The sequence below is a fragment of the Saccharothrix carnea genome, from assembly GCF_003014735.1.
Lineage (GTDB): Bacteria > Actinomycetota > Actinomycetes > Mycobacteriales > Pseudonocardiaceae > Actinosynnema > Actinosynnema carneum.
In genome coordinates this window covers 17,402-42,331 of record NZ_PYAX01000020.1, presented here as the reverse complement: position 1 = coordinate 42,331, position 24,930 = coordinate 17,402, and the positions used below count along the sequence as shown (strand labels likewise).

Here is a 24,930-nt window from a genome sequence, read left to right as displayed (position 1 = left end):
GACATGGCGACGAGATCCACCGTGAGCACACCGCCCGATCCCTCCAGCGATGACACCGCCCCGATGTCCGACCTGGGCCCGATCTCGGACACACCACCCAGGGTGCCGCGCTGGGTGAAGGCGCTCGCGGTCATCGCCGGCGTCCTGGCCCTGCTGGCGTTGATCCTGGTGTTGACCGGTCTTGGGGGCGGGCACGGCCCCGGTCGCCACACAGGCAGCGGCGCCTCCCCCGCGGTCGGCGTCACCGCCGAGGGGATCGCACCCGGCGGTGAGGTATGAGGTTCGCACCGGGGATGCGCAAGTTCGTGCTGCTCACCCACATCGCGATCTCGGTGGGGTGGTTGGGCGCGGTCCTCGCCTACCTGGCGCTGGACATCACCGCCGCCACCGGCCAGGACGTGGAGACGGTCCGCGCCGCGTACGTCGCGATGGCGATCATGGTCTCCTACGCCATCGTTCCGCTCGCGCTGGCATCAGCGATCATCGGCATCGTCAATGCGCTGGGCACCCCGTGGGGCCTGCTCCGGCACTACTGGATCCTGGTGAAGCTGCTGCTCACGGTCTTCGCCGCGACCGTGCTCCTGATCGAAACTTCGACGGTGCACTACCTCGCGGACGCGGCAACCTCGGACATCGACCCCCGTGAGCTGCCCGGCACGCTGCCGCATTCGATCGGCGGCTCGGTGGTGCTGCTGCTCATCGTGGCCCTGTCGGTGTACAAGCCACGCGGCGTGACGCGCTACGGGTGGCGCCGACAGCAGGAACAGCGGCGTCAGCGGAGCGGACAGCAGCCGACATCGACTCGATGACCGACCACTCGGGACTCAGCTCGCGGCGCTGTCGTCGGCCGGTCGGTCGAGCAGGTGCTCGGTCAAGCCTGCCGGCATCTCGGCACGGCCCGGCCCGCCCGCGGCGACCCAGGCGAGGATGTGGTCCACTGCCTCGTCGGTGAGCACGCCGCCCAACCACACGGGCCTCGCACCGGTGCCCCGTGCCGGTCTGACCACGACGACGTTGGAGAACTCGCAGGAGCTCAGGCAGTCGGCCACGGTGACCGCCCGGGGCCCCACGGCTTCCCGGAACCGGCGCAGCTGCGTCACGTGGTCGACGTCCGGGTGCTTCTTGACGGTGCCACAGCAGCAGCCTCGACAGACGGTCAACCTACTCGATTCGGACACCTGATCTCCACACCGTCGCTGTTACGGCCGTGAACCTACTAGGACGGGTAGTGCTTCATCCAGCACCGACGAAAGACCCAGGTACCTGCGGAACTGCTCCCCACATGCCCCGTCCAGGGGTACGTGGGGAGCAGACCGGCGCGCGCTGCACACACCACCGGGCTAGACCTTGAACGCCACCTGCTCGGCGGGTTCGGCGACCCGGCCGCGCAGGGTGAAGGCGGCCAGCAGCGCGGCCACCAGTGCGACCAGTGCGGCGCCGGTGAAGGCGGCCGAGTAGCCCTCGGTCAGCGCGACCGCGTCACCCAGCCCGTCCGCGCCCTGTGACGTCGCCACCGCCGTCATGGCGGCCAGGCCGAGGGCCGAGCCGATCTGGTAGGTGGTGTTGACGATGCCCGAGGCCAGTCCGCCCTGGTCGGGCGCGACCGCGCCGATGGCGGCCATGGTCGCGGGGATGAAGACCAGTGCCATGCCGACCGCCGAGATCAGCGAGCCGGGCAGCACGTCGACGGCGAAGCTGCCGTCCGGGTCGGCGGTGGCCAGCAGGCCCAGGCCGGCGGCGAGCACCGCCAGTCCGGCGACGACCAGCGGCTTGGTGCCGAACCGTCCGATCAGGCGTCCGCTGACGGTGGTCATGAGGACGGTCATCAACACCGTCATCGGCAGCAGCGCCGCGCCGCTGGCGAACGAGTCGAACCCGAGCACCTGCTGGACGTAGAGGTTGAGGAAGTACCACATCGGGATCCACGCCGCGCCCAGCAGGGCCATCGCGACGTTCGCCGCCGCGAGGTCGGGGGTGCGCCACACTTCCAGCGGCATCAACGGGTTCCTGACCGCACGCTGCACCAGCAGGAACCCGATGAGCAGCACCGCCGCCGCGCCGAGCTGCACGAGCGTGGCGGTCGACGCCCAGCCGCGTTCGGGTGCCTGCACGATGGCATAGACGGCCAGGGCGAGCCCGCCGGTCACCGCGATCGCACCGCCGACGTCGAGCCCACCGCGGCGTCCGGGCACGACCGGGAGCAGCTTGGGCGTGAGGGCGAGGGTCAGCACACCGATCGGGATGTAGATGATGAACACCCACGGCCAGCTCAACCACTCGGTGATCACGCCACCGAGGAACACACCCGCCGTGCCGCCCGCCGGAGCCGCCGCACCGTAGAAGGCCATCGCCTTCGGCAGCTCGTTCGACTGACCGGCGAACAGCACCATGAGCAGCGTCATCGCGGCCGGCGCGATCAATGCCGCACCGACACCCTGCACCGCACGTCCGAGTACCTCGACACCGGCGCCGGTCGCGGCGGCGGCGAGGACGGAACCGGCGATGAGGGTGGTCCACCCCGCGGCGAACACCCGGCGTGCGCCCCAGAGGTCCGAAAGCCTGCCGCCGAGCAGCAGCAGACCGCCCAGGGCGACCGCGTAGGCGTTGAACACCCACTGGAGGCCACCCGGTGTGAAGCCGAGTTCGCGCTGCATGTCCGGCAGCGCCACGGCGATGATCGAAGTGTCCATGATGACCATGAACTGCGCCGCCGCGAGCACGACCAGTGCCCACCAGCGCCGGGGATCGGGGTTCATGACAGGTCCCTTCCAGTCCTTCTCGTTGGTACCCCCAGGGGGTATGTTGTGGAGCCTGCGCAACATACCCCCTAGAGGTATCTGATTGTCAAGCGGTAGCGTGGAACGCGGACGAACGCCGGAACGGGAACACGAGAGGCGTCGGGCGAGCGGACGGGAAACGCACATCCGCTCGCCCGACGCGGCCGCCGAGGAGGGGGAGAGTCTCGACGGACAGGGTCGCGCGCGGGCGACAGCGACCCGCCTCCTACTATATTCCCTAGTAGCAGCTGCACCTTCGACGGCCCTCCTCGACCGCGTAACATGTCGTGGTCGAAGGGGGCGGGATGCACGGGCTCGGTGAGTTGGAAGCAGCGGTGATGGACGTGCTGTGGCGCGCGCCGGGGCCGGTGAAGGTGCGCGACGTCCTCGACCGACTCGACACCGGCAGGCAACTCGCGTACACCACGGTGCTGACCGTGCTGGACAACCTGCACCGCAAGGGCTGGGCCCAGCGCGAGCTGGTGGGCAAGGCCTACCACTACGAAGCGACGACCAGCCGCGCCGAAGCCGCGGCCAACGCGGTGCGCGAGCTGGTGAACGCCTCCGGCGACCCGGACGGCGTGCTGTTGCACTTCGCGCGCTCGGCCTCGGAGCACGAGACGGAACTGTTGCGCAAAGCCCTGCCGAAGAGATCGCGCAAGACATGACCGTGGCCGTCGCACTGCTGGTGACGGCAGGTCTGATGGGGGTGCTCGCGCCCCGTCAGCTGTTGCGCCTGGTCACGCGCGGCGCCGACCCACTCGTCCCGTTGCTGGCGTGGCTGGCGTCCGCGGTGAGCGTCGTCACCACCTCCGCACTGGCCGTGACCCTGCTCCTCCTGCCGGACCACGGCACCGACGCACTGGCACTCGCGCACGAGTGCTGGTCATCGCTCGAACACGGGATGGCCCCGCGCGTCGAGGCCACCGGTGGCGTCATCGGCCTGGTGCTGCTGACCGGACTCCTGATCCGGCTCGCGGTCCTGAGCGTCAAGGGCGCACGGCATCGGGCGCGCAGGCGTCGCGACCACCTCGCCGCGCTCCGGGTCGCGGCCCGCCGCGAACCCGGTTCGCCTTCGACGCTCTGGCTCGACCACGACGAACCGCTGGCCTTCAGCCTGGCCGGCACGCCGGGCGTCGTCGTCGCCACCGAAGGCCTCAACCGGCGACTGACCGACGAGCAGGTGCACGCGGTGCTCGCCCATGAACGTGCCCACCTCGACGGCAGGCACCACCTCCTCGTCGCCGCGGGTGACGCGTTGTCGACCCTGCTGCCGTTCCTCCCCCTGTTCCGACGGACCCCCGGTGTCGTGCGGGAGTTGGTGGAGGTCGCCGCGGACGCCGCCGCGGTGCGCGCCTGCGGCGTCGAGACGGTCCGGACCGCCCTGCTCGGGGTGTCGGGCCACCGCGCACCCGGCTCCGCGCTCGCGATGGGAAGGGATTCGGTCGAGGTGAGGCTGGCACTCCTGGCCCATACCCATCGACGTCCGGACTCGGCACGCAGCCTGCTGGCGTACGGGACAGCTTGCGTGACCGCCCTGACGGTTCCGGTCATCACCGCGTTCGCCGGGCTGCTGGCCGTGATCCTGGTCGCCTGTCACTAAGACCTGGTCTCAAAACTTAAGGGTGTGTCACTGCGTAACCTGCCGGTCCTGGTCGTCGATCGTGGGCAGTCATGGCGAAGACGACGCAGCAGCGGCGGGTCGAAGACCGGCTCTGGGAGCTGATCGAACCCCTGATCCCGTCCCGACCAGCGCCGCGCGGTCCGGGTGGGCGGCCCCGGATCGATGACCGTGCCGCGCTAGAGGGGATCTTGTTCGTGCTCGACACCGGCTGCCGCTGGCGAGACCTACCCGAGCAGCTCGGATGCGGTTCCGGGCACAGGCGTGGCGGCGGTTACGTGAGTGGCAGGACGCCGGTGTGTGGGACCGGCTGCACCAGCTCGTGCTCGACGAGCTGTCCAACATCGACGAGCTCGACTGGACCAGAGGCTGCATCGACGCGGTGTCGGTGCGGTCGAAAAGGGGGGCGAGCTGACCGGCCGCAGCCCCATTGACCGGGGTAAAGCCGGCTCCGAGTACCACGTTCTGTGCGACGCGAACGGGCTACCGCTGCACATCATGTTGTCGGCGGCAAACACCCACGACAGCATGCTGTTCGAGCCGCTGCTGGACACGAACCCGACCGTGCGTGGCCACCACGGCCGGGCGGGCCGGCCACGATGCCGACCGGACAAGTTGCACGCCGACAAGGGCTACGACTACCGCCGCTGCCGCCGCTACCTGACCCGCCGCGGTATCAAGGTCCGTATCGCCCGGCGCGGGATTGAGGGCAAGTCCCGCCTCGGCCGGGTCCGCTGGGTCGTCGAACGCACCATCTCCTGGCTGCTGCGGTTCAAACGCCTCGGGCTGCGCTACGACCGGACCGAACGCACCACGCCGGCGCTGCTCACGCTGGCCTGCACCGTGATCAACGTCCGCCGGCTCATGAAGATCGAGCTCTGCGACCAGGTCTAACGCATCCATTCACTCGTTGGGGATACATCGGTGGCTCCGTGTCGTTGTGGGGTGACTGGTGAGCTTCTGAGCGCGGAGCAGGTCCTCGGGTCGGCACGGGGCCCCCGTCACCACGAGGGAGATCGATCTCCTGGAGGAGGCTGCAGCCGCGTTGCTGACGGCACCATCGACGGGGATGAACGAGCACTCTCGTCGGGAAGCGATCAGCCATCGGTGGGGCCGCCTCTTCAGAGGCGTTCGATGCGGTCGGCCTGCGGGCCCCGGTCGCTCTGACGCACCGCGTACCGGACCCGGTCACCCTTCTGCAGCGGCTCCGACCCCATGATCACGGACACGTGGGCGAAGAGATCGTCGCCGCCTGCGTCCGGGGTGATGAAGCCGAAGCCGCGGTCGCCGTCGTAGCGCGCGACGACGCCCTCGCCGCCTCGTACGGGCACGTCCCGCGCGGCCGGCCCTGCGGCCGCGGCAGGTGCCGACCGCTGCGGCGCCGTCTGGGGGTCGGCGCTCCGGACCAGGTGCACGTCGCGGGCCTGCGGGCCCTTGTCTCCACTAGCCACCTCGTAGGCGACGCGGTCGCCCTCCGCGAGCCACGTCAGCCCCTCGGCCAGGGCCTGGGCGTGAACGAAGATGTCCCCGGCGCCGGAGTCGGGGTTGATGAAGCCGAAGCCCTTGTCCTCGTCGTACCAGGCCACCGTGCCGTCGGCACCGTCCGAGATACCAGCCGCAGCGGGTGAGCCGGCCCCTGCTCCCAGCGGGATCACGTGCCCGGCCTGCGGGCCGCGCTCGCCTTCGACGACCAGGAATGCCACCCGCTGCCCCTCGGTGACCACGCCGCCGGTCACGATGGCGGAGCTGTGCACGAAGATGTCGGCGCCGCCGCCGTCCGGCGACGCGAAGCCGTACCCCTTGCCCGGCTCGTACCAGTTGACGGTGCCGAGCAGGCCCACGGCGCTGCCGGTGGCCGCGTCGGCGGTGACGCGAACGCGCAGCGCCTGGGGCCCGCGGTCGTTCTTACCGACCTCGAACACGACGGCCTGACCCTCGCGGAGCACTTTCGCGCCGCCGTCCTCGACGATCTCGGAGGCGTGCACGAACACGTCCGGCGAGCCGTCCTCGGGCGCGAGGAAGCCGAAACCACGTTCGGCGTCGAACCAACGGACGGTCCCTTGCGGCATCAAAGGCTCCAGGTCGAGAGGGCGGGCACTGGCCCCCAGTCTCTCTGACGGACTTCCGGTCCGTCGGGCCGGGCCCATGGGCGGGCGGTGCGGGGCCAGGGGCGGGCCGTTGGTTCACCTAGCGACACGCCGAGTTTTGAGACCAGGTCTACGCACGACCAACCACCTGGGAGCAGCGCTGTGGGAGCAGATTGGGAGCCGCAGAACGCGTCCAACCGCATCCAACGGCTCCCAACCACGGTCAACTGCACCCACGTGGCCTGTTGAAGGCTCGTTTCCGCAGGTCAGAGCAGATGGCGATGTACGTTGACACAGTAGGAGTCCCCGGAGACGCCTCCAACTGCACCCAACGACACGAAACCGCAGGTAACAGGACCGAACCGCACCTGCGACAAACCTCGAACGCAAACGACCACATACGGAAGTAGCGACGCCAAGTGTGGTCACCTCACGGCGAACCGCCGTCGGACCCTTCCGATCATGATCGTCGCCGGTTGCAAGAGAGCGACAGTGCCCGAGGCCCGCTCGGGCCGGGAAACAGGGCGAGGCCCATCACCACTCTCGGCTCCGCGCCCTGAGGACTTCGCTGAGCCGTGCGGAGTCGAGGCCGACCGGACCGGGGTGACCACCCGCGACGGCGGTCCCGCGCCGCGGTCGCGGCGGGTCGGCATGATCGGCTGCCGCGTGGGTACTCTTCCGCTCGGTCGTTCGCGTGGTCGCACCGGTTCCGGTCTGGGCCGCCGGCGTCCGGTTCGAGCGACGGGATGGTTGACGCACGTGGATTCGGCATCCGAGGCTGTGCCTTATGAGGCCACCGACCTGCGCGCACTGGTGGACGGGCTTGCCGTGGTGCTCTGGCAGGCCGACGCGCGGACCCGCCGCTGCACGTTCGTGTCCGCCCACGCCGAGCGGCTGCTGGGCCACCCGGTGGGCCGCTGGCTGGACGAGGCGGACTTCCTCGGCTCGCTGATCCATCCCGACGACCGTGCCGAGGCCACCGCGCGACGGTGGCGCGACGAGCCGGGCCTGGACGTGTTCGAGGTGGAGTACCGCGTGGTCACCGCCCAGGGTGACGTGCTGCGGTTGAAGGAGAAGCTGCACGTCGTGCGGGACGCCGACGGCACCGCGAGAACCGTGCGCGGGGCGTTGAACGACGTCACCGCGCGCCACGCGGAACACGAGCGGCAGCGGTTCCTCGCCGTTCTCGACAGCGAGCTGCAGCGCCTGGACGACGCTGAGCAGCTGATGGCGCTGGCCACCCGCATGCTGGGCGAGCACCTGCGAGTCGACCGGTGCGCCTATGCGCGCGCCGAGGCCGACGAAAACCACTTCGTGATGAGCGGCGACTACGCCACCGGGCTGCCACCGCTGCCAGGCCGGTTCGCCATGGCCGAGTTCGGCGAGGGCGCGTTGCGGGCCATGCGCGCGGGCGAGCCGTGGGTGGTGGTGGACAGCGAGGACGACCTCCGGCTCGGTCCGGATGACCTGTCCGCCTACCGGCTCACCGGCATCCGCGCGGTGATCTGTCTGCCGCTGCTGCGCGGCGGGCGGTTCGTCGCCGCCATGGCCGTGCACCAGGCGACCGCCCGGCGCTGGACGCCCGAGGAGGTCGAGGTGGTGTCGGTGGTGGTCAACCGGTGCTGGGAGTCGCTGCAACGCGCGCACGCCGACAGGGCGCTGCGCGACAGCGAGCAACGCCACCGGCTGCTGGTGGAGCGGGCCACCGAGGCCATCTGGGTGCTGGACCACGACCTGCGGTTCGTCGAGGTCAACCAGGCCGCCTGCGCGCTGCTCGGGCACGACCGCGACCACCTGGTCGGTCGTCCGGTCGGCGACGTGGTCGTGCCCGACGCACTGGACCGGCTGACCCGCCTCACCGCCGACCTGTCCGCCGCCCGGGTGGTCACCGAGGTGTGGGGCCTGCGCCGGGCCGACGGCAGCGAGGTCGAGGTCGAGCTGAGCATCCAGGCCACGCCGACCGGCGTGCAGGCCATCGGGCGGGACGTCACCGAGCGACAACGCGCCGAGGCCGAACGCGAGCGGCTCCTGCAGCGCGAGCACGAGATCGCCGAGGCGTTGCAGCGCAGCCTGCTGCCGCGCGAACTGCCCGCGCTGGACAGGCTGGCGACTTCCGCCCGCTACCTGCCCGGCTCGGGCTATTCCCGGATCGGCGGCGACTGGTACGAGGTGCTGCCGCTGGGAGGCACCACGGTCGCCTTCGCGGTGGGCGACGTCGTCGGCAAGGGCCCGAGCGCCGCCGCGGTGATGGGGCAGCTCCGCAGCGCCTTGGCGGGCTACCTGCTCGACGGCCACTCCCCCGCCGCCGCGCTGGAACGGCTCGACGCCTTCACCGCCCGGGTCAACGGCGCGGTGGGCAGCACCTGCGCCTGCCTCACGTTCGACTGGAGCACCGGCGAGCTGTGCTGGGCCGTCGCCGGGCACCCTCCCCCGCTGGTGCTCGACGCGTCCGGCCGGCCCAGCCTGCTGCCGGGCGACGCCGGAGCGGTGCTGGGCACACCGGGCCGCGCGCCGTACCTCGACCGGACCACCGACCTGCCACCGGGCGCCTCCGTGGTGCTCTACACCGACGGGCTGGTCGAGCACCGGAACACGGTGGTCGACCAGGGCCTGCAACGGCTGCTCGACACCGTCCGCGACGCGCACGACCTGCCGCCCCAGGCACTCAGCGACGCCATCACCTCCTCGCTGCTGGCCGACGGTCAGGACGACGACGTGGCGCTGGTCGTCGCCCGTCACCTGCCCCCGCCGCTGCGCGACACCGTGCCCGCGCGTCCCGCCGAGCTGTCGGTGATGCGCCGCAACGTCACGGCATGGGCGGCCACCGCCGGCCTGTCCGCGGACCTGCTGGACGACCTGCAACTGGCCCTGGGCGAGGCGGCGGCGAACGCCGTGGACCACGCGTACCCGCACGGCGCGCCCGGCGACTTCACCTACAACGTCGCCACCACCGCCGCCGGTGTGCGCGTCACGGTCCGCGACTACGGCCGCTGGCGACCCGAACCCGAGGACAAGGGCTACCGCGGCCGCGGCCTGCAGATCATCCGCGCGATCGGGGACGGAGCGGTGTTCGACCACACCGGGGACGGCACCACCGTCAGGTTCGACCTCACCGCCAAGCCCTCGCGCGCACGGGATTCCGCAGTGCCGGTGGCGGAACCGAGCCGCGGGCACGCGGGCGTCACCGAGTCCGCTGACGACACCCCGGTCCAGGTCTTCCGGCTTACCGGCGCTGTGGACGTCACGACGGTGGACTACCTGCGCACGGTCCTGACCGCCCGGATCGATTCGGCTGACCGACGACCAATCGAGATCGACCTGGCCCGAGTCGGCTACCTCAGCAGTTCGGGCATCGCGCTGCTGCTTGAAGCGGCCGCGGCCGCGGCCCGTGCCCGCCGGACCTTGACCGTGTACGCCGTCGAGGGAACTCCTCCCGCGCGGGTGCTGTCGCTGTCCGGCCTGCACGGCCTCACCACCGACGCCCTGGCCGTCCGGATCCGGGCCTCCGAGCAGGCGCAGGCCGGTTAGCCCCGGCGCACGTGCCGAGGCAGGGCGCCGAGGCGGTCGGCCCACTCGGCAGCCTGCCGCTCGACCGACTCGGAGCCGACAAGCCGGGACCAAGCCCTCGATCGGGAGCCGCCTCCTCCACCGAGTCCTCAACGATCCACTCGATGACCACGCGGCGGGCGGGAGCAGCCCGTGATGTCGTAGATGATCAGCGGGATTCGCCTTCGATCACCGCCGAACTGCCGGACAATCCAGCGCCCGGTTGCTTGCACCTCTGACATTGCCGCTCAACCACACCGCTACACCATAACGACCGCTCTGCGGCACGAACAGTCGCCGACACTCCACGTAGGACCAGCCGCCTGGGAGCAGCGCGGTGGGAGCAGATTGGGAGCCGTTGGCTGCGTCCAACCGCAGCCAACGGCTCCCAACCACGGTCAACTGCACCCACACAGCCTGCTGAAGGCTTGTTTCCGCAGGTCAGAGCAGATATCGATGTACGTTGACACAGTAGGGGTCACTGGTTCAATCCCAGTATCGTCCACCATAGATAAACGCAGGTCAGAAGCCCGGTTCTCGATCTTGAGGCCGGGCTTCTTGCATGCCAGGCAAGATCAATGGAGCGAATCCGGAGCCGACCGTCGAAACTCCGCTCGACCTCAACTCCGCCACCACGGCACCCAGGTGCGGGAACCATCCGATGATTGTGGCCAACTCGTCGGGTCGGAGGGTGAGCAGCGAGGTCGCCCACCGGACCTCCAGCGCATGGATCAACTGCGCGTGCATGACGCTCGTCACATGGTCGTAGACGCGCGCGATGCCCTTCATCCGGTGCCCGAGCCTCGCCCGGCGTGCCACCTCCGGGATGCCGTCCTCGGCCATCCACGTGGCGTGGCTGTGACGCCTTCGTAGAACGTGAACCAAGGCAGGATCGCCGGAATGTGACCATCGGACACGGGTCGTCCGCCTTGACGCCGTCCCACACGGGTCGCCAGAAGCGCTGTCGGAAGTTCGACCGGCGCAGCGGGAAGCCCTCCTGCGTAAACGTGGGCGGCGCCAGCGCGGGCATTCCTGAGGCGTCGCCGTGCCGGTCATCGCCGACGTCGGTGACGATCCACGCTCGCCCTCTGCACAGGTCCAGCAGTTCGCGCACCACGCGCCGGGCGCCCCCGGCGGTCGGGGACGCCCTCCTCCGACAGGGGTCGACCATCAGGTCGAAAACTGGTCCTCGGTGACGCCGTCGCGGTACTGCCGGTTGGTCAGCAGGGCGTGGGCGACGTAACTCAGCGCCAATTCGACCAGGTCGAGGTTGGCTGGCGGACTGCCGATGCCGCGCTTGCCGTCCCATCGGTGCAGGAACAATTCCACGCACTGCCGGAAGATCTTCGGGCGCTTGTGCGGGATGGTTCCCCGCCCCTGGTACAGGATGCAGATGAACGCGAACATCAACGGGTTCACGCGCAGGTCTGCGATGGGCCGCCCGGACTCCAGGAACCCCCGTGCCGTGCTCTCGACCGGTGGGTCGTCCGGTTCACACACCACGGTGCACCACCGGCGCGCGTACTCCCGCACCTGGCCCTGGTCGAAAGTGCCGATCAGGAACTCGTCGAACAGTTCGGTGTCCAGGCGAGCCATCGAGTAGCCGACCCGCCGGGAGGTGACCATGATGTGGCTGAACGGGTACAGCGCGGCGACCGCGTCGATGGTCTGCGCGGTCGTTTCTCGGGCGATCGTGTCGACGAGTTCGTCTCGTCCAGGTCGTCGAAGACCAGGAACGCCTGCCCCTCGACCAGCAGCCTGCGTACGGCGCCCGGGGTGCGGGGCATTGGTATCGGGCGCGCAGTACCGCTTCGACGCATCCTCGAGGTTGAACCCGTCGCGGTCACGTCGACGTTCTTCAGCCGGCTGACGAAGGGCACTCGGCCGCGGTCGAACGCCTGCCGGGCCAGCAGTGTGGACGTGGTCGACTTGCCCGCGCCGGGGTCGCCGAGGATGACGGTCTTGCCGGTGCGTGCCGCGAAGTCCTCGAACGACACCCGCCCTTCAGGGACGAGGTTGCGGACACTGGTTCCCCAGGGGCGGAACTCCCCCTGCTCGAACAGGGCCTCGTAGGGCACAAGCCGCCGTTCGAACTGCGGAAGTTGGATCGTCGAATGCTGCGCCTCGAACACCACTCGGTACGCGCGCTGCCACTCCTCGAACGTCTCGGCACCGGAGGCTACGGCCTAAGCCAGCACTTCCAGGTAGTGCTCGATCTCGGCCAGTTGGTCGCGGACCAGCGTCCGGAACGCCCACTCGAGACCCTGCTCGAGCTCACGCAGCGCGCTCACCAACGCCTCGGCTCAGGTTCGTCCCCGCTCCACCAAGAGCTCGTACAGCCCGACGACGTACCGGTCGAGCTTATCCGACCGCACATCCTCCGGTCGTACCTGTCGCCGCTACGGGCCTCGGTGACGAGCATGGACCTTCGCACTGATCAACGCGACGAGTGAAGCTTTGATCTTGTCACCGATCCGCTTCGGGACGACGCCCTCCGTGCCGGCCGGCTTCTCGCGGCTGTACGCCTCCAAGTGCAAGGCGATAACCCGCCGCAAGACCTGCGCGCCTTCGGGAGACTCCAACGCACCGGTCACATGCGCTGTCTCGAGCGCTACCTCGCCCGCAGGGTCTACCCGTTTCCGGGCAGGGTCCAGTATGGGGCGTCGAGGGGGCTGACGAGGTGATGGTTCGCCAGAGTGAAGGATAGCTCCGAATGCCGGGCGGCGGCAGGAACGAAGCCCTATAATGGAGAAATGAATTCAGCGTTTGGCAAGATACTGCAAGGACTCATGCAGAACCGCAACCTATCACCCAGGACAATTAGCCGCTCGGCCGCACTGGCCGAATCGACGGTCAATCAGCTACTGAACGGAAGCCTAGCTCCGAACCTTAAGATTCTACACAGCATCGCACCGGTATTGCAGATGCAAGTCTCCGACCTGATGGTGATTGCCGACGTGCCTGGGGAATCGGAGGCAACCCACCGACAGGCATACGCGGCAGCACAGGAAATAGGCCGTCTGATCGCCCTGTCCAGCTCCCTGCACCCTGAACATGTACAACAACTGGTCGAGCGGGCTCAAGACCTCAAGGACCAGGCCCTTCGGGACCAGGAGTAGACATCGCCCAAACTTGCTGGCTTGCCGCACCCACATGAGGTGCGGCAAGCCGGAGTACGAACTCACTCAGCGATCAACCTCTACCCAAAGAGAACGGGTCCCATCGAGCACTCCCCAAACCAAACCCACTTCGTTCCATGGCCGCACGCGCCACACCCTCAACTTCAGCACCCGGCCGATAATGACCCGAGAAGTTGTCGAATCGCGTAATGATCCCACCGGAGCCAACGTCGAATGTCCCAGCCGCAAGCACCGGGCTTTGCCGAGATAGGCTCGTATGCCCCGCGCCAGGCGCTCTCGCCCACATGCTTTCATCATGAAATGACCGTACCGACTGATCGGGCATAACCACGTAGTGGTAGCCGCCCTCTTGAAGATCCCTACCCTCCCGCGTCCAGCTATTCATAGGCACCCAGTCCTGCGGGCTGTCATCAGCACCCTCCGCCCCTGCATGCCATAGTTTATCGCCACAGTTATGCACGAGAACCGACGAGTTACCAATGCCCACGTAATAGGTGTGCACACCTTCAACAGTCAAGTCGTGAACCGGCTCAACTTTGATATAGCGGTCGATGTCAATGACCCTTGGCGAGGCGCCTTCGGCCGACGTAAGGAGTTGGCCAGATTCCAGGTCGCCGATGTTGACGAATCGGTTTTCGGCGTCGACCCAGACGGGGTGCCAGGAAGTGGCGTCGACGGTGCCTGTAGGGCCGTCCGTGTTGGTGACGGTGAGGCGGGTCATGTCGTCTTCGTCGGTGTGGACGATGGTGGCGACGACGGCGCGGTCGGTGGTTTCGCCGGTGGTGGGGTCGGTGGCTTTGACCTTGTCGCCGATCTCGACTTCGGAGATCGGTTTGGTGGAGCCGTCGGCCATCAGGACCAGAGTGGTGGCGACGAAGCTGTGCTTGGCGCAACTGGTGCTGCCGTTGGCCAGCAGCTTCTGGAACTTCTCGGTGGCGGCGCGGGTGATGTCGTCGGTGATGGTCTGGACCCGGCGCAGGACGCCCTTGGCCTTGTCGACGATGCCGGCGAGGCGACCGACCGCCTTGAGGGCGTTGTAGCCGGCTTCCAGGACCTTCGCGGCCTTGCCCCACGGAACCAGGCCCGCGACCAGACCGGCACAGCCCCAGATGTCGCCCTTGGTGAAACAGTCGACGATGTCGTTCCACCCGGAGATCTCCTTCAAAACCTCCCAGGCGACCTCCTTGATCACATCCCACTTCGTCTTGTGGACATCGGCCAACGCCCGCTGGTAGTCCTCCCAGGAGATGCCCTCGGTGGCCAACCGGTTCTTCAGCGCCGCGTCGTTGCCGCTGTTGGACTGCTGCCACGCACGCTGACGGTCGTAGAACGTCGTCCGTTCCCGCTCGTAGGTGTCGTTGGCACCCTCGCCGTGCACGGCCGGGTTCCTGCCACACAGCACACCATCAGGGCCGCAGTCGATGATCAGACCGGTCGGGTCGCTGTAGGTGACCGGGCTGTTGTTGGCGTAAGCGTAGCCGTTGAGCTGCTGCGGATCGTTGTTGTCCAGGATCGGGTCGGCCGAGAGGAACCGGCCCTGCGACGAGTCGTACAGGCGGGCGCCGACGCTGGTCAGGCCGGACTCGTCGTTGCGGCCTCCGACGAAGCCCAGGCGGTCCGGCCACGAGGGTGGTGCGGTGCCGCGGTTGGCGCCGTAGGGGGTCTGGCGGCGTTGGGTGACGGTGAGGTTGGTGTCCTTGGCGACGCTGAGCTGGTTGGTGCCCTGGTGGTCGGGGATCAGCCACTTCAGGCCGGTGATGCTGTTGCGCACCGCGACGGTCTGGCCGCCGTGGCTGTACCAGCGGGTCCAGGACGGGGTGGAGGTGCCCTTCTCCAGGCGGATCTCCTGGCCGAACACGTACAGCGTGGTCGCTGACGGCTCGCGGCTGATCAGGCGGTTGCCGTCTGCGTCGTAGAGGTAGGTCGAAGCCTGGGTGCCGTCGGCGTTGGCGATCCGCGCCACGCGGCCCTCGGCGTCGTATTCGAGTTTCTGGGTGTTGCCGCCGATCGTGCGGGACGTGGTGCGACCGGTGGAGTCGTAGCCGAACGTGTCCAGCGACTTGCCGTTCGGGCCCTCGGTGGTCACGGAGGTGGCCGTGTGCGGTTGCGCGGTACCCACGTCCGGGTAGCCGGTGGTGCGTTTGGTGTCACCGGCCGCCGTGTGCTGGGTCTCGGTCAGGCGGTTGCCGGTCTTGTCGAACGTCCACGAGTGCCAGTACGGTGCCGCGCCGCCCAGAGACGTGGCCGACCTGGTCGCGGTGCAGTCGCCGGAGGCCGGGGTCCAGGCCTCGTTCATCCGGCGCAGGTGGTCGTAGGCGAAGCACTGCGTGTCCGCCACCCGTCCCACTGGGGTGTCGGCGATCTTGGTGACGTTGCCGGCCGGGTCGTAGGTGTAGGTGCGCTCGGCCAGACGGCTGCTGGTGGTTGTCTCACGGCTGGCGATCGTGCGTTCGAGGCGACCGGTGCCGACCTCGTAGCTGTTGATCACCTCGACGTTCTTGGCGGCGTTCGGGGTCGCGTTGTCGTAGATGAGCCAGAGGACTTCGCCGACCCCGGAGTAGCCGGTCTCACCGACGTAGACACCGAGGTTCGAGCTGGTCGTCTGGAGGGCGCTGTTGGCCGTGTTGTACTGGGCCGTCACCACTTCCTGCGGGTAGATCTCGCGAGTGCCGGAGGTGACCGCGCGGTAGGCGGTCGACTTCGGTAGACCGGTGATGTTCTCGTAGTTCTGCCGCAGCTCATACGTCGTGCCGAGCACGCCTTCGCTGGACGGGATGGTCACCAGCTCACCGGTCGGACGGCCCGCCAGGTCGTAGCCGTGGACGGCGCGCTTGTAGTCCCTCCCGTCCACGTGACGCGTGGAGGACGCGAGGAGGCCCACGCCACCGGCCAGGGTGTCGTACTCCCACGACGCCAACTTGAGGCCGGTGAGGGAGTCTTTGTGCTTCGCGGTGAGCCGGCCGAGCTTGTCGTAGGCGTTGGCGATCGTGCGGTCGTGCGAGTCGGTGGTGGTCAGGACCTGGCCGGCGGTGTCGTAGGTGACGGTGCTGCGGCCGGTGTCCGGGTCGTCGGTGGCGATCAGCCGGCCGCGCAGGTCGTAGGTGTAGCGCCACTGGTTGCCCGCGGGGTCTGTCAGCGTGCTGAGCAGGCCCGCGGCGTTGTAGGCGTATTTCGTCGCGTCGAAGGGGCTGTCGACGCCCGCGGTGTGCTGGCGCTTCTCGACCGTGCGGCCCTGGGCGTCGTTGATCAGCGTGGTGGCGGTGCCGCCCTGGGGAGGAGTGGTTTTGACGCGGTCGCCGCCGTAGGAGGTGGTGGTGCGCCACTGCTCGGTACCGAACTTGCGCAGGATCGCGGCGGTCGGTCGGCCCAGGCCGTCGTACTCGGTGATGGTCTGACCCGGGACCTGGTTGTCGTAGCTGGCGGCCAGGACGTCGCTGGGTGCCTGGTTCTCCCACCGCACACCGTTGGTCTTGTAGGGCAGCCCGCGGGAGTCGTAGAAGGTGTCGGTGATCTGCCGCCCACCCTGGGAATGGGGGGAAGGGGCCTGGGTCTGGCGTTCGCGCAGCAGTCCGTCGTAGAGCGTGTACGCCGTCAGGTACCGGGCGTCGTCCTGCAGCTGCTTGGTGACGACGACGCTGGTCCGGTCGGTGTTGTACTGGTACTCGAACACCGCGTTGGCGCTGAACCCAGCGGCCTTGGACCGGCCTGGCACCCACGCGGCGGTCAGCCGGCCGAGTGGGTCGTAGGTCAGGTCGGCGCGGCGGCTGTTGGCGTCCACGGACGCGGTGGACAGGCCCCACGCCGGGTCGAGGTACTCCCTGCTGACGTGGCCGAGCGGGTTGGTGCTGGAGATCTCGGTCAGTGGCCCGGTGTCGGGGGTGTAGTCGGTGGTGGTCTTCTCACCGCGCGCGTCCCACACGTCCAGCGGGCGGCCGACGGCGTCGTAGGTCGCCCGGGACGCCGTGACCCACGTCTGCCCCGTGGCGTCCCACTTGTCCAGCACCTCGACTTTGGTGATCAACCCGCGGGTGGGGGCCACGTCGTGCGCCTGGTTGTCGTAGTAGGAGCGGGCCAGGGACTGGATCGTGGTCGCGGACGCGGTCACCTCGCACGTGCCCACCACGGTCTCCACCTGCGACGCCATGGTGAGCAGCCACGCGGTCTCGTTGCGGGCGAACTTCGTGCGGGTGCAGGTCTCGTCACCGGTCACCGCGGTGTCGCCGTGGTCCTCGGTGCGCGCGGCCACGCCCTCGGGCGTGAAGTCGGTCTTGTCCACGCGGGTACGCCGCCACGTGCCGTTCTCCAGCAACGTCCGGCCGCGCACCGAGGCGTCACCGGTCACGTACGCCTTGTTGCCCGCGGCGTCCGTCGCGGTCGCGGTCTCGGGCAGGTAGGGGTCGTTGACCGACGCCGACACCAGCTGCCCGACGTTGTACTGACGGGTCTCGCGGACGTAGCCGCGCAACCGCTTCACGTCGCGGATCGACACCTGCTCCGAGTCGGTGATCCACGCCTCACGGGTGCCGGACGGCAGCTTGTCACCGTCCATGCCGCGGCCGTAGACGACCTCGGTGACCGACTGCGTGCCGGCCGGGTCGCCCTTGGTGGTGCGCACGGTGGCGTACCCGCGCCACTGCGACCACGTGCGCCGCTCGGGCTCGGCGAACTCCGCCTCGTCGAAGTGCCAGGCCGGATCACCCAGGTAGGAGTAGTTGGTCTTGACCAGGCTCGACGCGCCGGTGCGGTCGTCGTCCACGACGGAGGTGACCACGTACTTGTGGAACCAGTGCAGCTCGGGCGTCAACCCACCGTCCGGCGTCCACCACGACGGGTAGCAGCGCAACGTGTTCGACTCCGGCGCGGTCGGCAACCGCGAACCGGCCACGCAGTCCTTGTCGCTGTACTCGACCTGGGTGTGGCTGCCCGCTTCACCGGTGATCGACACGATCCGGTGCCGGGTGATCGGCGGCCGGTTGTCGATGGCGGTGTCGACCCGGTTGGGCAGCGCCTTGTGGCCGAACACCGTCGGCGGCAGCTGCACGCTGCCACCGACCAGACCGGTGTGCCTGACCGACTTCAGGTTCATCGCCGGCGCGAGACCGTCACCGGTGCCGAGGAACTCGTGCTCCAACGCCCACGAGTCCACGTCGCGGAACCCTGTACCCCCGTTGGAGACCCGGGTGACGACCTTGGTGAGCTTCTTGCGCGTGAAGAACGACGGGGTCAACCGGTGGGTGCACGGCTCACCCGCGTTGCAGATCTGGTCGACCGGAACGTCCGGCCAGTTCGCCGCCGTGGAGCTGTTGAGCTGCGACGGGTCGCACGTCACCGCACCACCGGGCAGGCAGCGCTCGGCGGTCTCGAAGTTGACCTTCGCACCGGGGTGGCCGAACACGTTGTCGACGCGCAGCCCGTACTCCACGCGGTCCAGCCACCCACCGCGCACGTACTCGGTGCCCTTGTTCGCATCAGCGTTGCGGCCGTACCGGTTGACCTCGCGGTTGTAGTAGTAGGTGCTGACGTTGCCGTGCGGGTCGACCGAGTAGTCCAGGTTCCACCGGTACGCCTGCTGGCACCACGACGCGTCGAACGATCCCGCCTGGTGGCACTCCTCCCCCGCGTGGTTGCCGTACACCGGCATCGTCCACGCCGACTGCGTCTCCGGCTTGCCCGCCGTCCACCCCGGCAGTCGGTTCAGCCCGAGGAAGTACTGCGTGCCATCGGGCGTGGTGACTTTCCAGTGCTCACCGTTGTTGTCGCCGTTGACCGCGTTCTCCAGGCGCTCGATGCGCGCGCCGTCGTCCGACTCGGCGCGCCACTGGTTGGTCGTGCCGACCCGGATCAACTTGCCGGACACACCCACCAGGCTGATCGAGACGCTGTCCGCGGCCCAGCACTGGTCACCCGTCTTCGTCTGACCGTTGTTGCCGCCCAGGTCCAGGCCACACGGCTTGTACTGCCGCTCGATGAACCCTGCGGGCGCCAGGTCCCAGCCGTCACCGGCCCACGACGCCTGGTTGTTCGTCGACGACGTCCGCCCGTCCAGGCTCTGCGCCGAGTACCCCAACGACACCTTCGGCGCCGCGCCACCGACCGCCGGCGGCACCCGCATCGGGTAGCCGTAGGTGAAGTCACCCGACGAACCACCCGCGCTCCACGACCCCGCCGGAGCCAACGACGTCGCGGCGTAACTACCCGCCGGCCCCGACGCCGCCGCCATCGCTGCGAACACCACCGGCTCCGACTCCACCGTCACCGGAGCCGACAACACGGACGCGGCCGTGTCGTTCTTCGCGCCCTCCACCGGCGTGGCGACCTGGCATTCCGCCTTTTCCGGCGTGGCCACCGCACACGACGGCAACGTCACCAGCCGCAGCCTGGCGGCGTAGTCGCCACCGAACGCCGACTTGAACGACGAGTAGTCGAACGTCAGGTCCAACGGCTTGCCCCGCACACCACCGGCATCCGACACGCTGAACAGCAGCGCGTCCGACTTCCGCTCGTGCACCTGGACGCGGACCTTGCCCGACTTCACCTGGCGCGCACCGGTTTCGTCCTTCAGACCCACCGCGACCGGCGTCCCGACTGCCCGCACCGGACGACCCAGCGCACGTGCCACCGCCTGCCCGCCAGTTCCACCCGTCGCCGCGAAGTCCACTTCGCCGACCGCTGCCCCGGGCCACTGCGCACCCGGCGCAGTCGGTGCGGTGACCACCGCGCCGTTTGCCGGATCCGGTGGAAGTGGACGCACTTCCACCGGATGCGTCGGGACGGAAGCCTCCTGTGGGATCTCCGCCCGCCAATCCGGCTCCGCGGCAACTGCAACGGCTTGCGCGGTGGAAGTGGTCATCACGACCACCACACCGAAGGCGACCGCCTTCCGGGCCCATGCACGCAGGGAAACGCTCACCACGAGGCCTTTCGTCTTGCGCTTCGGATCGATCGGTGGGTCACTCAGAAGTGGATCGTCGCGTCGTACAAGGCCCAGACGTCAACGTCCGGCAGGACACCGGCATGGATCCGGACATCGTCCAGGTCACCCACCCAGCGCGCGACGCCGGCACCCGCCGCGGTCGCGCGCCCCAGCCACAGGTTCGACGTGATCTGGCGCCCGACCACACCACTGCCGTCGGACGTCGTACCGGCATAGGACTTCTGGCGATTCCGGTCCACGTTGAGGTAGATCCGCCCCGTGACCGCGTCATAGCTGCCGACGAGGAGTACCCAGTTGTTCGACATCGCCAAGTCGTCCGACAGTGCGCTCCACGTCGCACCACCACTACCCGCGATGGAGAACTCCCACCGCCAGCCGTTGTAGCCCAACGTGAACGGGGAGTTCTGACTGTCATGGCCGCTCACCGCGACACGTCGGGCACCCGGCTCGCCGGTGTGCCGCACCCACGCGCTCACGGTGAACGAGCGGTCGGTCCGGAAGTTCACCGGGCGTGGCACCGGAACCTGCCCGGTGCCCGGCGCGGTGAAGTTGAGCCACTTGTCCTCGCTCGCCGCCGACACCATCGACTGACCACCCCACACGTACCCACCAGCGAGCGTCGGGGTGCGACCGGAGATCTGGTCGAGTGTGGTGGTGCCGGATCGTTCATCGAGCGCGTACCGGGCGCGCGGCACCGCCAGGTTGGCGTGAGCCGCGACCTCGTCGGCATCCAGCACCCGGTCCCAGACCAGCGTGTGGTCGACGGCGCCCGGGAAGTGGTTGACGCGGATGCGGTCCCACTTCGCGGCACCGACCACGAACGCGCCGCCCCCGTTCCACGCTTTCACCGTGGCGGTGCTCTGGTACTTGCCGTCGACGTACAGCTTCATGGTTTCGAGGCCAGGGTTATAGGTACCGACCAGGTGGGTCCACACGCCGGTCACCGGCGGACTGGTCGACGCCGCTCGCGCGAACAACGAATTCTTCGAGTCGGTGTACGGCGCGGCCATGGTCCAACCGTTGAGGTCCTGGCTGTAACCCAGGAAGAACGAACCGGCGCTCTCCCCGTCCTGGCTGACCGCCGTGAAGTAGCCGTCCGTGCGGTCCAGCTTCACCCACGTCGACACCGAGAACGCCTGCGAGGTGTCCACCACCGTGCCGGACGACACCGCGGTGCCACCGGTGAACGTCAGGCCGTTGTCCGCGTAGCCCGCGGCGAACGAGCCACCTGCCACCGCCAGCGGGTAGTTGCCTGCGACGTCCGCGGCCACCGTGCCGCCCGCCTCGTCGAAATGCCACCCAGCCTTGAAATCGACCGGCTCCGCGACGACGAAGTCGTAGGCAGCGTAGGTCGCCGAACGGTTGCCCGCGCCGTCGAACGCCGTCACGTACAACGTGTTCACCCCGTTCTTCGTCGGGGCGATCGGCACCGTCACCGTGCCGTCAGCCGACTGCACGGGGACCGACCGGGGGATCGCGCTGCTGTCGTTGAGCGTCCAGCCGTAACGACGGACATCCATCGTGCCACCCAACCCGGTCGGCGTGCCGGGCTTGAAGGTGAACATGCCCGTCCTACCGCCGAGGTCGGGCGCAGTCCCGTTTTCCGGGTAGTCGGTCGAGGTGACGACAGGTGTGCTCGGCTTCCGGGTGTCCACCTCGAACTCGCAGTCGACGTAACCCGTGAGCAAACCGTGGTCACTGCCCCACGCCCGCCACGTGTACAGGCCGTCGCTCGCGATGCGGTTCGGTGGAATCGTCACTTCCGCGTACGAACCCGCGGGAATCCCGTTCACATAGATGTTGGTGCCCGTCTCGGCCGAGACCGGTGCGACACCGTTGAACACCCGGAACATCGCGTCCATGATGCCGCCGTCCGGATCGTTCATCCTCGCCCGCAACCGCGGCGTCTTCGAGAACACCGCGGGCCGCCCGGCACCCATGCCGCACGAGATCGCGTTCGACGGGTCCGGCCCCCATCCCTCCATGCCCAACGCGGTGGGCATGTACGGCCAGCTGTTGTACTTCACCTCGAGGTACGGGTTCAGGTCGAAGCGTCGCCAGGAGTTGTCCAGGTCGCCTTCGTACTTGGCCTGCAACAGGAACGTCGTCCAACCCCAGCCCTCGTTCGCCGCCTGCCGCACCGCCGCCGTCGCGTCGAGCTCGGCGTTGCCGGCGTTGGGGCAGTGCAGCGCGTTGTTGGCGACATTGGTCTCCGACAGCCGGTAGTACCAGCCCGGTTGGTTGTCCCACGTCGTGTTCGCATCCACCGGCGGACTCACGAACAACTCCGTCGGCGACGGCGAGCAGTCGAACGTGTGGATCACCCGCGTCTGCAGCGTCGCGCTGATGATGTACTTGCCCACGACCGGGGCCGTGTGCATCTGCAGGTACGACCGGGACCGACCCGCGCGATCGGCGTTCAAGGACGCGGCGTTGAGGTACCCGGCCTTGAGATCGCCGAACACACCGCTGGTCTTGTCGAAGTTCCGCGCGTCGGGCCACGGGTCCTGCACCACGACGTGGTGCACCTTCCCGCAGTTGCCGCAGTAGTACTCCGGGTCGATCACCACCGGGTACCTCGTGTCGGGATCGGCCAGGAACTCACGGTCCGGCAACACCGCCACCGTGTCCGCACCGACCTCGACACCCATCTCCGCCCTGCGGTCCCCCTCCGCGGGCCCCTCGGTGTGGTTGTCCCCGTCACCACCGGAGGAGTCCCACATCGACGAGGCATCACCGGAGAACACCGGCCTCCCGGAAGAGTCCTTGACCATCAGGTCACCACCCGGGCCGGGACCGTCATGCACCCGCACACCCTCGGCGTGCGTGCGGAACGCGATCCGCTCCAGCTCGGCGCTCGCCCCCGCCTGCGCCGTCTTCACCACCAAGACCTCGCTGAACCCGTTGACCGTCACCTCGACCTTCAGGTCCACCCCGGGCAGCACCTCCGGGTACGTCAGCGACGACCCGTCCACCACAGCAGGCGGCAGATCACGCCCCCAACCCAGCCCGACCTCGTCCTCCCCCCGCACCACACGGGCGACCGCGTCATCCGCCGATCCGGGGCCACCAGGCGAGAACACCACGTCGACCGGGGCGGCCTTCGGCCCGAACGAACCATCCGCACGACGCTCCAACGACAGGTCCACCGGCACCCAACCGTCACCACGCCGCACCCGCACCGGCTGGGCGTGCTGCCTGAACGTGAACGAACCGTCCGGGTTCGCCGTCAACTCGTCGGTCTCCGTGGTCGCCGACTCGACCAGCACCGGCTCACCACGCGCCTCCGCGTACCGCGACGCCGTCGCCTCATCCGGAGCCGAGCCAGGCAACTCCGCCACCGCCGGAGGTGCCGTCAGCACACCAGCGACCACCGCGACAGCGACCCCCACACCGAAAACGCGCAGGCCGAACCCACGCGCACGGACGCGCGACCACACGAAGATCCCCCCGAACCGCATGACCACGCGGCGTTGTGCTGAGTCCCCCGACCCGAGGAGGAATCATGTCCGTTCAACCAACCCACGGCAGCAGCCGAACGGCCCAATGATCACCGGCCGGTATGTGACCGCCGCCACGCACGTGCGGTGACGCCCACCAGCAACGATGGTTACCGAGCGTGCTGCTACGGTCCCCGCCCATGCGAATTGGGGGGATCATCCTCACGACCGTCCTGCTGGCCGGGTGTTCGACAGCATCAGTGGCCACACCACCGTCGAGCACCACGCCGACCACCACGACGACCAGCAGCAGCACGCCGACAGCACCCGATCCGGCCCTCATCGAGGCGCGACTCATAAAGGCCCAGCTGCCTGACGACGTCCTGGTCCCGCTCGGCTTCACCCGCGAGGACTCCGCCGAGCAGAAGAACTACTCGGTCGTGCTGTGCCCTGCCGAACTGCCCACTGACGGCGCCATGTCCATGACGCGACTGTCCACTTCATGGATCAACAAGCCGGCGTTCTCTTACGTCGATCAATTCCGTGTGTCGTACCGCCGGATCGCTGCCGCAGCGGAAACCGTCGAACACGCCCGCAAAGCTCTGGAATGCCAGCCGTTCATGTTCGGCAACGAAGGCCCCTACACTCCGGAACGGGAACTCACCCTGCCACCGTTGGGCGCCGACGCCCAGTTCGGGGTCTGCTACACCTTCCAGCTCATGCGGATTTGCCAACTCGTCATGAGCAAAGCCGACATCCTCACCAGCATCCTGTTCTACGGCCCCAAAGAAGCCGACGCCGCCGGCATCCTGGCCAAGGCCGGACAAGCCACCGCACCACTACTGACCGCCTGACCCACGCCCCCGCCGACCTCGGCGCGCCGCATCCGACGCACGCTCGTCGCCACCGCAACTCCAGCACTGGAGGTGTCGAGAAGGACTCGGCTGACATCCGACCTGCCCGCTACTGATCGACTCGGCTACTGCGAGATCAAACGGCGATCTGGCGGCGACGAGAACAGTGCGGAATACGCCGGACTGGATTTGACCGTGAGGAACGACCGGTTCTGACCTGCGCGAGTCGAGAAAGCGCAGGTCAGAACCGGATCCCCAGGTCCTTGACACGGTAGGGTCACTGGTTCAATCCCAGTATCGTCCACCATCTATAACGTAGGTCAGACGGCCCGCCGGTGATCCTCACCGGTGGGCCGTTCTGCTGTCGTGGGAGCAAATTGGGAGCAAGCGATCTTGGCGTGATCGTTGACACCGTATGTGGTCACCCCTGTCGGACCCGCGGGAGCGACGAGTGAACGTTCCCGCCGTCGCTGTAGCCCGTCGAGCATCGCGTCGACCATGACCTGCGTCACGTGCGAGTAGGTGCCCCAG

At 68.5% G+C, this 24,930-nt stretch carries 15 protein-coding genes and 1 pseudogene; 8 read left to right on the top strand and 8 right to left on the bottom strand.

Going from position 1 to position 24,930, the window contains the following annotated elements:
* The first annotated feature begins 3 nt into the window (after nucleotides 1-3).
* Together B0I31_RS35710 and B0I31_RS35705 are read left to right on the top strand one after the other, a co-directional pair.
* The gene (locus B0I31_RS35710; protein WP_146174080.1) at nucleotides 4-279 is read left to right on the top strand and encodes a hypothetical protein; all 276 of its coding nucleotides are present in this window, start codon (nucleotides 4-6) and stop codon (nucleotides 277-279) included.
* On the top strand, nucleotides 276-809 hold the full coding sequence (locus B0I31_RS35705) for a DUF2269 domain-containing protein (RefSeq protein ID WP_106619832.1): 534 nt from the start codon (nucleotides 276-278) through the stop codon (nucleotides 807-809). The genes B0I31_RS35710 and B0I31_RS35705 overlap by 4 nt, the downstream gene beginning before the upstream one ends.
* A gap of 15 nt (nucleotides 810-824) precedes the next feature.
* On the opposite strand, the gene B0I31_RS35700 is transcribed toward B0I31_RS35705, so the two are convergent.
* Both B0I31_RS35700 and B0I31_RS35695 read right to left on the bottom strand, forming a co-directional pair.
* Entirely contained in the window at nucleotides 825-1,178 is a 354-nt protein-coding gene (locus tag B0I31_RS35700; RefSeq protein WP_106619831.1) for a hypothetical protein, read from the bottom strand.
* 162 nt (nucleotides 1,179-1,340) lie between these two features.
* Nucleotides 1,341-2,756 (bottom strand): MFS transporter, encoded by a 1,416-nt coding sequence (locus tag B0I31_RS35695; RefSeq protein WP_106619830.1) that lies wholly within the window; start codon nucleotides 2,754-2,756, stop codon nucleotides 1,341-1,343.
* A gap of 326 nt (nucleotides 2,757-3,082) precedes the next feature.
* Between B0I31_RS35695 and B0I31_RS35690 the strand changes: the two genes are divergently transcribed.
* The 3 genes and pseudogenes from B0I31_RS35690 to B0I31_RS35680 all read left to right on the top strand — a co-directional run bounded on the left by B0I31_RS35690 (nucleotide 3,083) and on the right by B0I31_RS35680 (nucleotide 5,292).
* Nucleotides 3,083-3,445, top strand: a complete 363-nt coding sequence (locus tag B0I31_RS35690) for a BlaI/MecI/CopY family transcriptional regulator (RefSeq protein WP_106619829.1) — start codon at nucleotides 3,083-3,085, stop codon at nucleotides 3,443-3,445.
* Nucleotides 3,442-4,380: a M56 family metallopeptidase gene (locus B0I31_RS35685; protein ID WP_106619828.1), complete on the top strand. Its 939-nt coding sequence runs from the start codon at nucleotides 3,442-3,444 to the stop codon at nucleotides 4,378-4,380. Before B0I31_RS35690 ends, B0I31_RS35685 begins: the two co-directional genes overlap by 4 nt.
* A gap of 71 nt (nucleotides 4,381-4,451) precedes the next feature.
* A pseudogene (locus B0I31_RS35680) lies at nucleotides 4,452-5,292 on the top strand (IS5 family transposase).
* A gap of 227 nt (nucleotides 5,293-5,519) precedes the next feature.
* Here the strand turns inward: B0I31_RS35680 and B0I31_RS43190 are convergent.
* Nucleotides 5,520-6,467, bottom strand: a complete 948-nt coding sequence (locus B0I31_RS43190; RefSeq protein WP_106619827.1) for a cold-shock protein — start codon at nucleotides 6,465-6,467, stop codon at nucleotides 5,520-5,522.
* A 777-nt stretch (nucleotides 6,468-7,244) separates the two neighbouring features.
* Here B0I31_RS43190 and B0I31_RS35670 point away from each other — a divergent pair.
* The gene (locus B0I31_RS35670) at nucleotides 7,245-10,013 is read left to right on the top strand and encodes a SpoIIE family protein phosphatase (RefSeq protein ID WP_245950675.1); all 2,769 of its coding nucleotides are present in this window, start codon (nucleotides 7,245-7,247) and stop codon (nucleotides 10,011-10,013) included.
* 540 nt (nucleotides 10,014-10,553) lie between these two features.
* On the opposite strand, the gene B0I31_RS35665 is transcribed toward B0I31_RS35670, so the two are convergent.
* The 3 genes from B0I31_RS35665 to B0I31_RS40185 form a co-directional block, all read right to left on the bottom strand.
* The gene (locus tag B0I31_RS35665; RefSeq protein ID WP_106619826.1) at nucleotides 10,554-10,874 is read right to left on the bottom strand and encodes a hypothetical protein; all 321 of its coding nucleotides are present in this window, start codon (nucleotides 10,872-10,874) and stop codon (nucleotides 10,554-10,556) included.
* Between the two features lie 327 nt (nucleotides 10,875-11,201).
* The gene (locus B0I31_RS35660) at nucleotides 11,202-11,627 is read right to left on the bottom strand and encodes an NACHT domain-containing protein (RefSeq protein ID WP_146174079.1); all 426 of its coding nucleotides are present in this window, start codon (nucleotides 11,625-11,627) and stop codon (nucleotides 11,202-11,204) included.
* Complete coding sequence (locus B0I31_RS40185; protein ID WP_146174078.1) at nucleotides 11,588-12,163, bottom strand: hypothetical protein; 576 nt, start codon at nucleotides 12,161-12,163, stop codon at nucleotides 11,588-11,590. The genes B0I31_RS35660 and B0I31_RS40185 overlap by 40 nt, the downstream gene beginning before the upstream one ends.
* 564 nt (nucleotides 12,164-12,727) lie before the next feature.
* Between B0I31_RS40185 and B0I31_RS35650 the strand changes: the two genes are divergently transcribed.
* On the top strand, nucleotides 12,728-13,150 hold the full coding sequence (locus B0I31_RS35650) for a helix-turn-helix domain-containing protein (RefSeq protein ID WP_146174077.1): 423 nt from the start codon (nucleotides 12,728-12,730) through the stop codon (nucleotides 13,148-13,150).
* Nucleotides 13,151-13,223: 73 nt separating this feature from the next.
* Here B0I31_RS35650 and B0I31_RS42810 read toward each other — a convergent pair whose 3' ends face one another.
* Nucleotides 13,224-19,766 (bottom strand): RHS repeat-associated core domain-containing protein, encoded by a 6,543-nt coding sequence (locus B0I31_RS42810; RefSeq protein ID WP_146174076.1) that lies wholly within the window; start codon nucleotides 19,764-19,766, stop codon nucleotides 13,224-13,226.
* 359 nt (nucleotides 19,767-20,125) lie between these two features.
* Nucleotides 20,126-23,467 carry a LamG-like jellyroll fold domain-containing protein gene (locus B0I31_RS35640; protein ID WP_181320708.1) on the bottom strand — a complete coding sequence of 1,114 codons (3,342 nt, stop codon included), beginning with the start codon at nucleotides 23,465-23,467 and terminating at the stop codon, nucleotides 20,126-20,128.
* Nucleotides 23,468-23,745: 278 nt separating this feature from the next.
* Here B0I31_RS35640 and B0I31_RS35635 point away from each other — a divergent pair, with 278 nt between their 5' ends.
* Nucleotides 23,746-24,399, top strand: a complete 654-nt coding sequence (locus B0I31_RS35635) for a hypothetical protein (RefSeq protein ID WP_106619820.1) — start codon at nucleotides 23,746-23,748, stop codon at nucleotides 24,397-24,399.
* Nucleotides 24,400-24,930: the final 531 nt, after the last annotated feature.